We start from the raw sequence: 15,311 nt of genomic DNA on the forward strand, positions 1-15,311 counted from the left end.
GGCTCCGGCACCGTCAATCTCCTGCCGGAGCGGCCTGGGCGACGCTCGCCTCCGTCTCGACCGGCCCTGCCGGCCGGCGCAGCGCGACGTACGACCAGAGCGTGCCGAGAGCGATCCACACGAGCAGAGCCCACGGGATGGTGTCCGTCGGGCTCGCCGCCTGGTAGAAGGCGCCGAACACCGCACCCGCCGCGACCGTCACCCCGGCGGCGGCGGCGACCAGCAGCTTGCCGCGGCTGACCTGGCCCCACAGGCCCCTGACACCTGCCGCACTCACCACGAGGTACATCAGGGCCAGGCCCGTCCCGCCGAAGCCCGCCATCCAGCCGAACATCGGAGCCCACTGCGGTTGGAGAACACCCGGCTCGCCGGTCGAACGAGAGAAGAGTCCGTCACCCATCACGACCACCACGATCGCGCCGATCGAGACGACGCCGAGCAGCACGGCGGCACGTGCCGGCGTCCGGTACCGGTTGTGTACGACGGCGAGGGCCTTCGGAAGCCGCCCCTCGCGGGCCATCGAGAACATCCCGCGGGTCACGGCGACGCCGACTCCGATCGCGACCGCGAGGATGTCGAGGATGACCAGAACCGAAACGAAGTCGCCGAACAAGGGGGAGCCGAACTCGTCGCCCGACGCCAGAGCCTGGAGTGGGAAGACGCTGTTCTTCCATGCCTCCGCATCGAGGCCGAACCCGACAGCCTGGGAGTACGCGGTCACCACGTAGAACGCTCCGGCGACGATGAGCGAGAGCAGGACCGCCCGTGGAATGTGCCGCTTGGGGTTTGCGGTCTCCTCGGCGAGGTTGGCGGCGGACTCGAACCCGATGAACATGTTGATGCCGTAGAGCACGCCGTACAGAAGGTCGAGACCGCCCACGGCGAGCGGGTTGAAGGGGGTGGCGGACAGGCTGTCCCCGCCCTGCCCGCCGGCGAGGATGATGCGCAGCGAGAAGGCGAACACGACCGCCATCGAGATCAGCGCGAGGGCGAGCTGCGAGCGAATCGAGATCTGCACGCCGATGACGAGCACGGCTATGACGATCGCCACGTATCCGAGCGACAGCGGCCACCACGGCACGTCGACCGACAGGACGTTGTGAAGGAGATCCTGCGTGAGCCCGCCGAGCAGGAGGAAGGTCGCGGCCGCGAGGACCAGCATCGCGCCGTAGTAGAGCCAGCCGCCGACGAGGCCGAGCCGGGGCCCGGCACTCCGAGTGACGTAGTCGTAGAGCGAGCCGCACTGATGGATCCGCTTGGCGTACTGGGAGATGATCCACCCCACCCCGGCGACGCCGACGGCGGCGATCAGGATGGCGGCGGGAGCCGCGACGCCGGCGCCACGGCCGGTCGCCGACAAGCCGACGACCAGGGGCAGGAGAGCCGCGATCGAGAAAACGGGGCCCATGAATCCGATCGACTGGGTGAGCACGCCGAGCAGGGAAAGGCGACCCCGCGCGAGCTCGGTGTTGTCAGGGGTTGGCGTCATCCGAAGCAGCTCCTTGGGTCGTGCGTCTTCACGCGAAGGATGAGTCCCCGTAGAGTCCGATAATCGTGCAGCAAGTTCGATTAATGGAAACACATCGTGCGTCCGCTGGTCGGCGGGTGTCAACCCCCGGGAAATCGCGACCTAGAGCACGGGATAGATCCGTATAGGGTCGTCCAGGCGTGCCATGGTGGAGGGCGCCGATGCGCGGCCGGTGACGGCGCGCGGAGACCACCCGCCGTCTTCAACGGTCCCGGGCCGCTACCGGCGCGGCGGCCGGGGACGGTCGGCCGCGTCGCGGCCCAGAAACTCCGCCAGCAGGCGGTCGGGCTCCACCGGATCCGTCGAAGAGATCCGCAGCAGCCCGCCGCGCCAGCGGTGGTCGGTCATGCCTGGGTTGTGAACGGAGGTTCCGTCGGGCCAGACGACCTGCGGGCTGCCCTGGATCCGCACGCCCCGGCTTTCGGTGAAGTCACGTACGACGTCCGCTCGGACGTTTTGCGTCCGCCAGGCGGACATGACGCCTTCCACATCGCAGTCGGGCCGGTACTCGAGAGCGAGGTCCAGGGCTCGGCGCAGCCCGGCCTCGATGCTGACATCCGCCGAATCCCGAAAGAACGCGATTCTGAGGGCGTAGTCGACATGCTCCGCCAGCTCGGCCCCACCCGTCCGGGCCGCCGCCGCCACCAGTTCGAACGCCGGCAGGAACGTGGAGGGCCACGACTCCCCCGAATAGAGGTTGAACAGCTCCGGCTCGTGGGAGGCCAGCGCGGCGACCTCGACCGAGAGGATGTCCCTGGGTGTCCCGCGGTGATTGACCCATTCCAACGGCCATGCCCGCGGGACGAAGACGACCTCGGCGCCCAGGCGGGCCCGGGCCCGCCGCAGCCGATGGACCGCGATCAGGGCCCAGGGACAGTGGATGTCCGACCAGATGTCGACCCGCCGCGTCACCGAGCCCGACCCCCCATGTCATTCCCCCACTGGTACGCCGGACAACTCCATCCCCGCAGGGGCGAGCAGCCGCGCGAACCTCACCAGCCGTGCGCCCTGAAAGCGGGCGCAGCTCAACGTCACATCGTCGGGGGGACTCGAGGGGAACCCGGCCGGCCACGACGTCCCATAAGGGTTGCCACCGGCGGCGTACACGACGTCGTCGGTGTATCCGAGTGGAACGATGACCGATCCCCAGTGGTAGAAGACGTTGTTGAGGGAAATGATCGTCGACTCCTGTCCCCCGTGCTGCTCCGCCGAGGACACGAACGTGGTGACGGGCTTGTCGGCCAGCTTACCCGCATGCCACAGGCTGCTGGCCGAGTCGATGAACTGCTTCAACTGCGCCGCCGGGGTGCCGTAGCGGGTCGGCGTCCCGAAGGCGTACCCGTCCGCCCATTCGAGGTCGTCGAGTGTCGCCACGTCGACGACCGAGTCGACGTCCTGACGGTGCTGGGCCCAGTCCGCGTTCGAGGCGATCGCCTCGGGCGGGGCGAGTTCGGCGACCCGGCGCAGCCGGACCTCGGCGCCGGCTGATTCTGCCCCTTCGGCGACGGCTTCCGCGAGCCGGTGCACCGATCCGGTGGCGCTGTAGTAGACGACGAGAACACGTGGTGACATGACGAACCTTTCCATGGGATGCGAGGAGGAGTGGCGGCGGAATGTGTGGGATCAGCGGTGAGATGCGGGAAGGAGCGGCCGCCTGCGTTCCCGGCACGGCGACCCGCGGAGGTCAGAGAACGATCGTCACGGTCTTCTCCTCCGTGTTCGCCTCGATGCCCGCCCACCCCAGCTCCCGGCCTTGGCCGCTGAGCTTGAAGCCTCCCCAGGGAAGGCTCGGGTCGAGCGGGGACCAGCCGTTCACCGCGACCGCGCCCGCTTTGACGCCGCGCGACACCCTGTGCGCGCGGCCGACGTCCGAGGTCCACAAGGTGGCGGAGAGCGCGTAGTCGCAGTCGTTGGCGATCGCGACCGCCTCCTCCTCGGAGTCGAACGGGATGATCGTGCCGACCGGGCCGAAGATCTCTTCTCGGGCGATGGTCATCGAGTTCGTCGCGTCGGCGAACAGGGTCGGTTCGACGAAGTAGCCCGGACGTTCCGGCCGGCCGCCCCCGACGACGCACCGCGCGCCGTCCGTGACGCCCGCCTCGATGTACCGGGACACTCGCTCGAGTTGCCGCGCGTTGATGAGGGCTCCCATCGTCGTGCCCTCGTCGAACGGATCGCCGAGTTTCACGCCGCGCGCCCTGGTCACCAGACGCTCCACGACTTCGTCGTAGACGGTGCGGGCCACGAGAATGCGGCTGCCTGCGGCGCACACCTCCCCCTGGTTGGCGAAGATGCCGACGGCCACGCCGTCGGACGCCGCGTCAAGGTCGGCGTCCGCGAAGACGATCTGCGGGCTCTTCCCGCCCAGTTCGAGGGTGATGCGACGGAACCCCTTCGCCGCGGCGACGGCCACCTTGTACCCCGTCTCAGGGCTTCCGGTGAAGGAGATCTTGTCGACGCCCGGGTGATCGATGAGGAGCTGGCCGGTCACGCTTCCACGACCGGGTAACACACTGAACGCCCCCGGAGGGAATCCGGCCTCTTCGATCAGTGACGCCAGCAGCAGCGATGTCAGCGGCGCCTCCTCCGGAGGCTTCAGGATGACCGCGCACCCCGCGGCGAGGGCGGGTGCGATCTTCCATGCCGCGATCATCGTCGGCGAGTTCCACGGCGTGATCGCGGCGACGACCCCGACCGGTTCACGAACCGTGTAGCTGACCGTGGGCCGTCCCATGTAGCCGGACGTCGGGATGGAGCGTCCCTCCAGCTTGTCCGCCCAGCCGGCGAAGTGGCGGAAGGTCCGAACCGACTGGGGAAGATCGATCGCGCGGGGCTCGAAGCCCGGCTTGCCGACGTCGAGCGACTCCAGTGCCGCGAATTCCTCGCCGCGCTCCTCGATCAGGTCTGCCACCCGGTTGAGCAACCGGCCTCTGGTGGCACCATCCGTCCGTCCCCACACGCCGTCGTCCAAGGCCGATCGCGCGAAGGAGACGGCCGAGTCGACCTCGGCGGGGCCGGCCGCCTGCACTGTCACGAGTCGTCGCTCCGTCACGGGATCGACCACGTCGAACGTGTCCACACCTCGGGTGACACCCCACCGTCCTGCGTAGTACGGCTCGGTGGGGACCTTCAGGGCCAGGCGTTCGGCTTCAGCACGTACTATCATGTTCGATTACCGTTCTTATTGGCCGATAGTCGTACACGCACGATAGTCACGGCACTGAATGACCGTCAAGACGGCACCACACGCCGACATGTGACACCATGTGCGAGATCTGGAGAGGAGGGTGAGTAGCTGTCGTGGCTGCGCACGGCGGGGAGACATCTCAGACACTCGACCGCGGTTTGACCGTGCTCAAATTGCTGGCCAGGAGCGAGGACGGCCTGACGACCGCCGACATCGCCGAACGGCTCAACACTGCCCGGGCCATCGTTTACCGCTTGCTGCGTACTCTGGAGGCCCACGATCTCGTGAGCCGCGAAGGCGCGAGGTACGTCCTCGGGTACGGCATCGCCGAGCTGGCCGGACGCCTCCAACCACGGCTCCAGACCACCATATGGCCCATTCTGCGCAAACTTAGCGAGCAGACCAGCAGCACGGCGCTGCTGAGCGTCGCCGACGGAGATCATGCGCTCATCCTCGTGACGGCGGAACCTCCGAACACCACCTTCCACCTGGCGATGCGGGAAGGGGCGCGCCACCCCCTCAATGTCGGCGCCGACGGGGTGGCGATCCTCGCCGGCCGGCCACCGAGCGCCGACGACACCGAAGACGTCCGGCTGGCGCGTGAGCGCGGCTACGCCGTCACGGTGGGCATGCTCCAGCCCGGCGCGGTCGGCATCGCCGCGCCCATCCAGGTGTCGGACTGGGCGACAGCGAGCCTCGGAGTGGTCCTGCTCGGCGTCAAGGCGGACGATGCGCTCGTTCCCAACGTGATGGACGCCGCGGCCGAGGCCAGCGCGCGGCTGTCGGGGGCACCCCGAGCCGAAGCGGCCGAGCGCTAGGGGTAGGCCGACGCCGTCGCCCGGCGGGCCCCCATTTCTCTGCCTTTCGGTTGGAACGGGTCCTGCCGGCGGTGCGATCAACCGTTCAGGGCGGCCGTTGGAGGCGTCTTCGACGCCCGGACCGCCGGATAGAGGCCGGCAACTGCTCCGATCAGCATGGTCGCGCCGATGCCACCGGCGAACACGACGGGAGGCACCGAGATGGGCCAGCCGTTCGTCACGGCGAACACGGCGACGACTCCGAACCCAATGGCCGTCCCGACAAGTCCGCCGAGTGCGGACAGCAGGAGGGCTTCTGCGAGAAATTGGGTCCGGATGTGTCCTTCGGTGGCGCCGAGGGCACGGCGGAGTCCGATCTCCCTGCGACGTTCGAGTACGGAGATCACCATGGTGTTGGCGACGCCGATCCCTCCGACGAGCAGCGCGACGGAGCCCAGCCCGACCAGAAGGCCGGTGAATGCGAGGTCCGCGGCGTTCTTCGCCGCCAGAGCGTCGGAGGGCCGCGAAACACTCACATTCTCGGGATTCTCCGGGTTCACAGTGCGTGGCAGGAGCTTGCGTACTGTCTCCACCTCCGCATCGGCCGAGCGCTCGAAAATGGTGGTCGGTTTGCCGTCCCAGTCGAACCGCGCGGCGGCGAACGCCTCACCGATGAACGCGGAGGTGTCCAGTTCCGGGGCGAGAGGCAGGGCATCGAGTATCCCGATGACCGTGAACTGGGTATCGCCGAGCCAGATCTGGCTTCCCGGACTCACGATGCCGAGCCGATCGGCGGCGATGCCGCCGAGCACGACGGTGGGGTAGTTCGCGGTCGCCTTGGTGAGCCATGCTCCCTGGCGGAGCGTGCCGTCGAGGAGGCCCAGGATATGGAGGTCGGCTACCTGCACAACGAGGCCGCTGGACTTGTCCGCGTCGATGAGCCGGCTCCGGTACACCTTGACGTCCGGCAACGTTGCGACCGCTCCGGCGATCGAGACCCCTCGGATCAGCCCGACCTTACCGGTGGATTCGACCGGCAGAGTGGTGTCCTGGCCCGTGAGCGACGTACCCGGCTGGACGGTGAGCAGGTTCGTGCCCAGCGACGCCAGCTGGGCGTCCAGCTTCGCCCGGCTCGAGGTGGAGATCCCCACGACGGCGATCATCGCTGCGATGCCGATCGCGATGCCGATCGCGGAGAGGACGACCCGGGTGGGCCGTGATCTCAGCCCCGATGCGCCCAACCGGTAGACATCGGAGCGGAGCAGGCGCGACTGGCGTATCTCGGTCTGGTTGCCGCGGCTCATGCCGGCGCTTCCTGATCGTCGTCGACGACGTGACCGTCGCGGATGGTGATCCGCCTCGGAATCTGTTCGGCCAGCTGCACATCGTGCGTGATCACGACGATGGTGGTTCCCGCGGCGTTGAGCTCGTGGAGCAACTCCATCACGCTTGCGCCGGAGCGCTGGTCGAGGTTGCCGGTGGGCTCGTCGGCCAGCAGCAGCGTCGGATCGGACACCGTCGCCCGGGCGATGGCGACGCGCTGCCGTTCACCGCCGGACATCTGGTGGGGCTTGTGGTCGAGGCGGTGTGCCAGGCCGACGCGAGTGAGGCTCGCAACCGCCCGGCGCCGCCGCTCGGCGCGGGGTGTTCCCGTGTAGAGGAGGCCGTCCACGACGTTGTCCAGCGCACTGACCCCGTCCGTGAGATGGAACTGCTGGAAGACGAACCCGATCCGGTACGCGCGCAGCGCCGAGAGCGCCGCGTCGTTCATCGTGTCGACGTCATGGCCGTCGATGGTCGTACGTCCACTCGTGGGCCGGTCGAGGGTGCCGATGATGTTGAGCAGGCTCGACTTGCCCGAGCCGCTGGGGCCGACGATGGCGACGAATTCGCCGCGAGCGACCGACAGCGACACGTGGTCGACCGCTCGCACCGGTGGACTGCCGTGGTCGCGGACCACCTGATCGAGTTCGATGACGGAATCGCTCATAGTGTCGGGACCACGACTTTCTGCCCAGCGTCGAGTCCGTCGCCGGTCACTTCCACGGAGCCGCCGGCGAACAGTCCGGTCTTCACCGTGACCGTCTGGGTCGTTACGGCGTCGCGAACCACCTCGACGCCGTACCCGCCGTCAGACAGGGCGATGAGAGCGGCGACGGGCACGGTCAAGACGTCCTTGCGAGTGGCGGTGGGAAAATCGATCGACACCGAAACCTCTTGGAGGGAGCCGGCGTCGGCAGGTCGGTCGAGGGCGATGGTCACCGGGACGATGATCTTCTTGTCGTCGCCGTCTTCCCGTTGCCTGGGAGCGCCGACTTCGGAGATGGTGCCGGTCGTCGCCTTGCCGCCGGGCAGGTTTACGGTCACCTTGCCGCGCACCTTGACGACGGCCCGGTTCGCCGTCTTGAGCTCGGCGGTAACAATCTTTGTGAGCTCCGACAGTCTCGCCACGGCGGTATCCGCTGCGACCTGGTCGCCGAGGTGTGCCACGGTCTCCGCGACGCGCACTTCGCGTGGAGCGAAGACGATCTGCCCGTGCTTGATCGACCCGGTCTCCTTCACACCGATGGCATCCTGCCAGTGCAGGATCGCGACCTTCGTGTACCAGTCGAAATGGGCGTTGGGACTCCCGGTGAAGTGGCCTAGGGTTTTGAGGTTCCGCTCCAGTTGCCGCACGTCCGGCCCGTCGCTCATGCCGCTCTCGAAGGCCCGCCACGCGGGGAGCCTGCCGCGCAGCAACACCACGGGCTGGTTGTCGATCGAGTGCAGCACACCGCCGGGCTCCACCGTGCCGCCTTCGCGCGGCAGGCGGGTGATGGTGCCGGCGCGGCCGGCGGCGAGCCGGCTCGACGCGCCGTAACCCAGCGATCCGGGCGAGGTGATGGTCTCTCGGAGCGTCCTCCGTTCCACGAGAGCGGTGTTCGCCACGTGCTTCCGCTCGGTCTCCTCGGCAGCGCCGCCCCCGGACCGGATCACCGTCAAGGTCGCGACAGCGCCGAGGGCGAGGGCAGCGAGGGATACGATCGCCGCCACCCGCATGCGGCCGTGTCCCGGCGGCGCGGGCCCATCTCCCGGCTTTCCGGAGCAGTGCTCGGACGTCATTTGCCGGAGCACTCCTTCAAGCCGTCCTGTGAGACACCATCAGGCACCTCGACCTGTGCGGCCTGCCCGGGAGCGGGATCTTTGACGTTGTACCCGTGGTCGCGGAAGCACTGGAGGGTCTTGAGCTCCTTCTCCTTTGCTTCTTTGTCGGACATGGCGGGCTGGTCGCCGGAGGCCGCCGGCGGCTTGCCGATCTTCTTGATACAGGCGTCCCTCGCTACCTCGTACGCGTCCTGCCGGTCGCCGAAGTCGATTTTTCCGGCCTCCTTCGGAAGCTCGAAGCCCTTGTCGCTCAGGCACGACCGGAACTTGACCTCCCATTCGGTGTATTTCTGGTCGGCCGTACCGGCGGAAGCCGACGAGTTGTCCAGCGTGCCGCTCGACTCGCCGGCGTTGCCGCAACCGGCCAGCAAGCCCGCGAGGCAGGCGAAGGCCGTGAGCGCGACGCGAGTACGAGGGAGGTGAAGCGTGCTCGGCATGGTCTTCCTTCGTGGCAATGGCCGCCCTGCGATCGGACGGGGTGGGTGGGCAGAGCACATGGAAAGCTCCGCTCCGGGAGGTCGGTACGCCGCAGTGGCGCACGTCAGCCACCATGCGCGGTGCGGGTGTCCGCGTTGTCGCGGCCGCGTATCCGCGGCTGCTTGGATACGTATCGGGTGTGTGTCAGCCCTCGGCTGCGGATCGCCCGGCTTTCAGCAGTCTTCGGGGAGCGTCAGGCAGGATCAGCCCTTGGAGCTGCTATCGCCCCGCAGGTGAAGCGTGGCGATCGCGCCGCCGTCCGGGGCGTTGGCGAAGGCGAGCCCGGCGCCGATCACCTGGGCCTGGCCAAGGGCGATGGTCAGGCCCAGGCCGTGGCCCCGGCCGCGTTCGGCCGCGCCGGTGCGGAAGCGCTGCGGTCCGTCTGCCAGCAGTTCGTCGGGGAATCCGGGGCCGTGGTCGCGTACGACGATCGCCGTGCCGTTCACGGTGACCTCGACCGGAGAGCGTCCGTGGCGGTGGGCGTTGGCGACCAGGTTGGCGATGATGCGGTCGAGGCGGCGCGGATCGGTGTCGGCGACTGGATCACCGGTCACCGTCAGCTGGACCTGCAGTCCCGTCCGGCCTACGGACTCCTCGACGACCCGGCCCAGCGGCACCGGAGCGCGATCGGCCCGCTCCGCGCCCGCGTCGAGGCGGGAGACCTCCAGCAGGTCCTCCACCAGCGTCCGCAGCACCCGCACCCGACCTCTGACCAGCTCGGTCGCCTCGCTCTCCGGGAGCAGTTCGGCCGAGATGACCAGGCCCATCAGCGGGGTGCGCAGCTCATGGGCGACATCGGCGGTGAAGCGCTGTTCCCTGAGCAGCCGGTCCCGCAAACTGTCGGCCATCGAGTCGACGGTGGCCGAGATGTCGGTGATCTCGTCGCCGCCCCGGCCGCCCAGCATGCTCCGGGCTTCCAGGTCGCCGTCCGCGATACGCCGCGCGGTCCGGGCCACCCGCCTCAGCCGCCGGTTGGGCAGCTCGGCGGCCAACGCCGCCAGGGGCACGACAACGGCGAGCACGGCCAGCGAGGCCATCACGATGTGCCGGTCAAGGCTCTGCAGACTGCGCATCTCGGCGCCCATGTCGATCTTCACGGCCAGCGCCTGGCCGCCGACTTGCTGCACCGCCCACATCCAGGGCATGTCCGGCCGGCGGTCGTCGTACCAGGTGATGTACTCCCCGGTGCTCCTGGCTTGCTGGAGCAGTACGGGCGGAATCTCCGCGGGATCCGCATAAGCCGGCGTCCTGCCCGTACGCCGGTAGTCGTCCATCACGACCAGCAGTTCGCTGAAAGCCCGGTCCCCGCCCAGGCTCATGGAACGCTCAAAGGTGCTCTGGTGAACCAGCACCCCAACGGCCAACGCGACCGCGCAGGACGCCATGGCCACCAGCGCGGCGATCTTCCAACGCAGCGACCTCCAGTTAAGCAGCCCACGTGCCGCCCGGGCGATGGCGTGTCCCATCAGCGCCGCAGCTTGTAGCCGAAGCCGCGGACCGTCTCGATCCTGTCGGGGCCGATCTTCTTGCGCAGCCGCTGCACACACAGGTCGACGACGCGGCTGTCCCCGTCCCAGCCGTAGTCCCAGACGTTGCGCAGCAACGTCTGCCGGTCCAGCACGATCCCCGGATTCGCCGCGAACTCCAGCAGCAAGCGCAACTCGGTGGGAGCCAGCGCGACCGGCTCACCGGCCCGGTGCACTTCCAGACCCTGGGGATCGATGGCCAGGTCCCCGAAGACCAAACAGCCGGAGGCGGGCTCCGGAGTACGCTCAGGGCCTGGGGTGAAGGAGGCTCGGCGCAGCAGTGAACGGATCCTGGCCACCAGCACGGAGGTCTCGACCGGCTTGACGACGTAGTCATCGGCCCCCGCCTCCAGACCCGACACCACGTCCAGGGCGTCACCACGCGCGGACATCATCAGGATCGGGTCCGTGCTGGACTCCCGGATCTTCCGGCACAGCCCGATGCCGTCCAGCCCCGGCAGCATCACATCCAGCAGCAGCACGTCGTGCCGCTGCTCCCTGAACAGTTCGAGACCGGTCAGACCGTCGCCCGCCGTGCTCACGCGATAGCCGTAGCGCTCCAGCGCCATCCCGACCGTCTTACGGATCACCTCGTCGTCCTCGACGAGCAGCACGGTGACAGAAGTCGACGGCCTGCTACCGACATCCGAACCCGACATTGCTCCCCGAATATGGTCGATAGTCTGCAAAAACAATACAAGGACTCTCTTTGTGGGGCACGAAGACGTCGTCGGCCCCCTCTTGGGACCGATGCACCGCGATAGCGCGCCTCGGTCACCCGGCGCGACGCAGGGTGTCCATGTTGTCGACGCCAGACATCCACGACGGCTCAGCCGTGTATCAGCCGTGAATCAACCGTCCACGCGCCGGACGGTGCAAATGCGCACCCGCTGCTATGGAATCGCCTGCCCTCGCAGTAGGAGGGGGATCTCCTGCAGGAGGGACGATTCGCGACTGAGGGCCAATACACACCCACTGCGCGTCCAAGCGGTCGCCGATACGCGACCGCGACAGCATGGACACCTGTACCGCGCAGGGTGGCTGACGTGCGCCACCGCGGCGTACCGACCTCTCGGAGCGGAGCTTTCCCTCTGCTCTGCCCACCTACTCCTCCCGATCGCCGGGCGGCCATGGCCACCGAAAGTAAAAACCATGCCCAACACACTCCGCCTCCCTCGTACTCGCGTCGCACTCGCGGCCTTCGCTATGCGTTTTCGTCCCCTTCTCGTCGTTCCCGTGATGCTGGCTGCGATGGCGGCGACCGCGACTCCGTCGTTCGCCCTGCGCGGCGGCGTCGAGTCGGTGCAGCCGTACTCGTTCATGGGCTCGTTACAGCGCGCCGAATCCCCGCGCGCGGACGGCCATGTCTGTGGAGTCACGCTGATCGCGCCGCGGTGGGTGGTCACCGCGAGCCACTGCGCCCGCACGCCCAATCAGGCTCAGGTCGGCACCCCCCGGGGCTGGCGGGTACGCATCGGCTCGCTGAGCGTGACCTCCGGCGGCGAACTGGCCGAGGTCGACAAGTTCTATCGGTACTCCACCGAGGTCTACGGCAAGGATCTCGCGCTGCTGCACCTGCGCACCCCGGTTCGGGCGAAGCCGGCGCGGATCGCGCCGGCCACGCCGACCGACCACACACCCACCCGCATCATCGGCTGGGGCGTGACCTGTGACCAGCGCGCACCGAAGTGCTACCCGGACCACCTGCGCGAGGCCGACACCGTGGTGCAGCCGGACCGGGAATGTGAAGTGAGCGGTATCACCGCGGCGCGTGAGCTGTGCGTGGGCAGCCCGGACGGAAGCATCTCGGCCACCAACATGGATTCCGGTGGCCCGGCGCTGGTCCGCCGCGGTGGCAGCTGGCTGCTGGCCGGGGCGGTCAGCGGCAGCAACGGCAACGACACACCGACCGTATACAGCGACGTGTCGGTGTATCGGAAGTGGATCCGGGGCATCGTCACGGGCATCGCAGTTCCGCCGGAACCGCACATGCCCTCTCTAGAGGGTGCCGCGCAGTTCGGTGGCTGTTCCGGCGCCGTGGTCCGAACCGTGACCGCCCGGGCGAAGGATCCGGCCCTGCTCCTCACAAACGGCCACTGCGTCCAGGGCACCCGCCCTGCGCCGGGGTCGGCGCTGGTCGATCAGGCGGCCGCCCAGCCGGTCACGATCACCGACCGCGAGGGCTACCCCAAGGTCGAGGCCAGGACGACCCGGCTGGTCTACGCCACCATGACTGGCACCGACGTCGCCCTGTACCGCCTGGACCGGACCTACGCGGAGCTGGCCGCCGCCGACGCCAAGGTCTTCGACCTCACCACAACTCCGGCCGCGGCCGGCGACCGGGTGGACCTGTTGTCCGGCAACTGGGGCCGCCGCTGGAGCTGCGCGGTGAAGGCCGTGGTGCCAGGGCTGCGTGAGGGCGGGTACGAGCAGGAGAACGCACTCAGGTACACCAGCGCCTGCGAACCAGGGCACGGCGCCTCGGGGTCGCCGCTGATCGCCCCGGACGGGCAGACCGTGGTCGGGCTGCACAACACGAGCAACGACGACGGGAAGCGCTGCACGGAGAACAACCCGTGTGAAGTCGACGCGGCTGACCAGGTGACGGTGCGCAAGGGCGCCCGTTACGGCCAGCAGGTCGCGGCCGTGCCCGCCTGCCTGGCGCCAGGCTCGGTGCTGGACCTGTCCCGCCCGGACTGCACGCTGCCCCGCCCAGCCGCCTGACGGGCGGAACAATGAAAGCCGGGTAATGCCCGACCCAGCCGGTAGATCATCGGGGCACTCTCCCCTTCTGCGCTGCAACGATCGGAGCAACGGGCACGAAAACCCGGAGAAAGAGGGTTCAGGCTCGTCGGCCGACGCGACTCAGCAGTGCGGTCGCCGCGACGGCCAGCACCGCCAGAAGGGAGAGCGCGGCGGCCGGGCCGAGAACCGTCCACGGCGCGAGCTCCGCGTATGACTGGTTCTCCGACAACAGCCGCCCCCATTCGGGTGCGGGCGGCTGCTCGCCGAGCCCGAGGAAGCCGAGGGAGGCGAGGACGAGGACGACGGTCGGCAGCCGCAACAGGGCGTTGCGCAGCAGTGGCGGGACCAGGGCGGGCAGCAGATGACGCCGGATCAGGTGGCGGCGGCTCGCCCCCAGGGCGACGGAGGCGGCCATGTGCGTCGCGGCGCGCTCCTGCTCCAGCAGCGCGGCGGTCTGAGCGGCGTACGGGCTCCACCCGACGAGACAGACGGCCAGCCCCGCGCCGAGCGCCGACGGTCCGGTGACGGCGGTGACCAGCAGGCCCGCCAGTATCACCGGCAAGGTGGACACGATGTCGGTCAGCCCGGCCGTGACCTGGCGCGCCAGTCCGGCGAGCACACCGAGGACCAGGCTGACGGCGGTGACGGCGAAGGCCAGCGCCGTGGTGCGCAGTGCGCCGTGCCCCAGCCGGGCGAGCAGATCGCGGCCGAGCGCGTCGGTGCCGAGCGGATGCTCGTACGAGGGCGCCAGCAGCCGCCCGGCGGTGTCCACCTGAAGTGGGTCACGCAACAGCCCGAGCCCGACGACGGTGGCGAGCAGGAGCGCGCACCCGACGGCCACGGGCCGCAGCGCGCGTCCAGTGTCCAGACCGGGCGGGGGTAGCGAGGGCAGCGCCCCCTCGCGTAGAGCGGGGCCGAGCATGGCGCGTCGTGCCGAGCGTACGAGCAGTCCCGCGCCGGCGCCGAGCAGGATCAGCGCGAGGCTTCCACTCTGCAGGACGGGCAGGTCCTGTGCGATGGCGGCATCGAGGGTGAGCATGCCGAGGCCGGGAATGGCGTAGATCTTCTCGACGGCGACCGCGCCCCCGGCCAGGCTGACCACGGTGGGCAGCAGCTGCGGGAGTACGCCGGGCACCGCGCGGCGCAGCGCGGCACGCATGATCCAGCCAGGCGGCATTCCATTGGCGGTTGCCGCACGGGCCCAGGGCTCACGGAAGGCGGCGGGCAGCGCCTGGTCGAGCAGTCCGCCGATCATCGCGCCGGAGGGCACACCGAGGGCGAGCGCGGGCAGCACCATCGACGGCGGACCCTCCCAGCCGTACGGCGGAAACCAGCCCAGGTGCACGCCGAGGACGGTGGAGAGCACGGCTGCGAGCAGGAACTTGGGCAGCGCCGCCACCACCGCCGCGCCGATTCCGGCCCGGTCGCGGGTGAGCCGGCGATGGGCGCCCAGCCACAGCGTCCGGGCGCAGACCATCGCGGCGACGGCGAGGGTGACCACGAGTGCGGCCGAGGTGAGGGTGAGTGAGACGCCGAGCGCGGCGCCCAGGGCGGGCGTCACCGGCTCGCCGGAGACCCAGGAGGTCCCCGCGTCGCCACGTACCAGAGCTCCCAGCCAGTGGCCGAGTGCGGCCGCCGGACCGGCGTCCAGCCCGAGTTGTTCACGTACGGCGGCCAGTGCCTCGGGGGATGGGTCCTGTTCGCCGGAACGGGCACGCAGGACGGTGAGCGCCACGTCCGTGCCGGAGATCCAGGGCAACAGGGCGATGACGGTCAGCAGCCCGGCCCCGGCGAACAGGGCGCCGAACAGCCCGGCCCAACGGCCGCCGAAGCCGCGGGACCGGCCGGGGGCCAGCGGGCGGAGCCGCGAGCCGGCTCTGGTGACGCTCACGTGGGGGCGCGCTCTC

13 protein-coding genes are annotated in these 15,311 nt (G+C 69.3%); 2 read left to right on the forward strand and 11 right to left on the reverse strand.

The features are described from left to right. Positions 1-13: 13 nt before the first annotated feature. The 4 genes from EJK15_RS15825 to EJK15_RS15840 all read right to left on the reverse strand — a co-directional run bounded on the left by EJK15_RS15825 (position 14) and on the right by EJK15_RS15840 (position 4,694). Positions 14-1,489, reverse strand: coding sequence for an APC family permease (locus EJK15_RS15825; RefSeq protein ID WP_138711185.1), 1,476 nt, complete (start codon positions 1,487-1,489; stop codon positions 14-16). A gap of 258 nt (positions 1,490-1,747) precedes the next feature. Next, a complete protein-coding gene (locus EJK15_RS15830) occupies positions 1,748-2,440 on the reverse strand; it encodes a thioredoxin domain-containing protein (RefSeq protein WP_138711186.1) in 693 nt (230 codons plus the stop codon). 18 nt (positions 2,441-2,458) lie between these two features. After that, a complete protein-coding gene (wrbA, locus tag EJK15_RS15835; RefSeq protein WP_138711187.1) occupies positions 2,459-3,100 on the reverse strand; it encodes an NAD(P)H:quinone oxidoreductase in 642 nt (213 codons plus the stop codon). Positions 3,101-3,212: 112 nt separating this feature from the next. Further along, a complete protein-coding gene (locus tag EJK15_RS15840) occupies positions 3,213-4,694 on the reverse strand; it encodes an aldehyde dehydrogenase family protein (protein WP_138711188.1) in 1,482 nt (493 codons plus the stop codon). Between the two features lie 134 nt (positions 4,695-4,828). On the opposite strand from EJK15_RS15840, the gene EJK15_RS15845 reads away from it, so the two are divergent. Beyond that, positions 4,829-5,533 carry an IclR family transcriptional regulator gene (locus EJK15_RS15845; RefSeq protein ID WP_138711189.1) on the forward strand — a complete coding sequence of 235 codons (705 nt, stop codon included), beginning with the start codon at positions 4,829-4,831 and terminating at the stop codon, positions 5,531-5,533. Positions 5,534-5,610: 77 nt separating this feature from the next. On the opposite strand, the gene EJK15_RS15850 is transcribed toward EJK15_RS15845, so the two are convergent. The 6 genes from EJK15_RS15850 to cseB all read right to left on the reverse strand — a co-directional run bounded on the left by EJK15_RS15850 (position 5,611) and on the right by cseB (position 11,318). Further along, positions 5,611-6,816 carry an ABC transporter permease gene (locus EJK15_RS15850; RefSeq protein WP_138711190.1) on the reverse strand — a complete coding sequence of 402 codons (1,206 nt, stop codon included), beginning with the start codon at positions 6,814-6,816 and terminating at the stop codon, positions 5,611-5,613. Beyond that, positions 6,813-7,502: an ABC transporter ATP-binding protein gene (locus EJK15_RS15855; RefSeq protein ID WP_138711191.1), complete on the reverse strand. Its 690-nt coding sequence runs from the start codon at positions 7,500-7,502 to the stop codon at positions 6,813-6,815. The genes EJK15_RS15850 and EJK15_RS15855 overlap by 4 nt, the downstream gene beginning before the upstream one ends. Then, positions 7,499-8,551, reverse strand: a complete 1,053-nt coding sequence (locus EJK15_RS15860; protein WP_171074332.1) for a peptidoglycan-binding protein — start codon at positions 8,549-8,551, stop codon at positions 7,499-7,501. The genes EJK15_RS15855 and EJK15_RS15860 overlap by 4 nt, the downstream gene beginning before the upstream one ends. A gap of 59 nt (positions 8,552-8,610) precedes the next feature. Beyond that, positions 8,611-9,093, reverse strand: a complete 483-nt coding sequence (locus tag EJK15_RS15865; protein ID WP_138711193.1) for a hypothetical protein — start codon at positions 9,091-9,093, stop codon at positions 8,611-8,613. A gap of 243 nt (positions 9,094-9,336) precedes the next feature. Then, a complete protein-coding gene (locus EJK15_RS15870; protein ID WP_138711194.1) occupies positions 9,337-10,599 on the reverse strand; it encodes a sensor histidine kinase in 1,263 nt (420 codons plus the stop codon). After that, positions 10,599-11,318 (reverse strand): two-component system response regulator CseB, encoded by a 720-nt coding sequence (gene cseB, locus EJK15_RS15875; protein WP_138711195.1) that lies wholly within the window; start codon positions 11,316-11,318, stop codon positions 10,599-10,601. Before cseB ends, EJK15_RS15870 begins: the two co-directional genes overlap by 1 nt. A gap of 580 nt (positions 11,319-11,898) precedes the next feature. Here cseB and EJK15_RS15880 point away from each other — a divergent pair. Beyond that, entirely contained in the window at positions 11,899-13,383 is a 1,485-nt protein-coding gene (locus EJK15_RS15880; RefSeq protein WP_240777008.1) for a trypsin-like serine protease, read from the forward strand. 118 nt (positions 13,384-13,501) lie between these two features. Here EJK15_RS15880 and EJK15_RS15885 read toward each other — a convergent pair whose 3' ends face one another. After that, a complete protein-coding gene (locus EJK15_RS15885) occupies positions 13,502-15,295 on the reverse strand; it encodes an ABC transporter permease subunit (protein WP_240777007.1) in 1,794 nt (597 codons plus the stop codon). Between the last annotated feature and the right edge of the window lie 16 nt (positions 15,296-15,311).

Source organism: Nonomuraea basaltis, from assembly GCF_005893125.1.
Classification (GTDB): Bacteria; Actinomycetota; Actinomycetes; order Streptosporangiales; family Streptosporangiaceae; genus Nonomuraea; species Nonomuraea basaltis.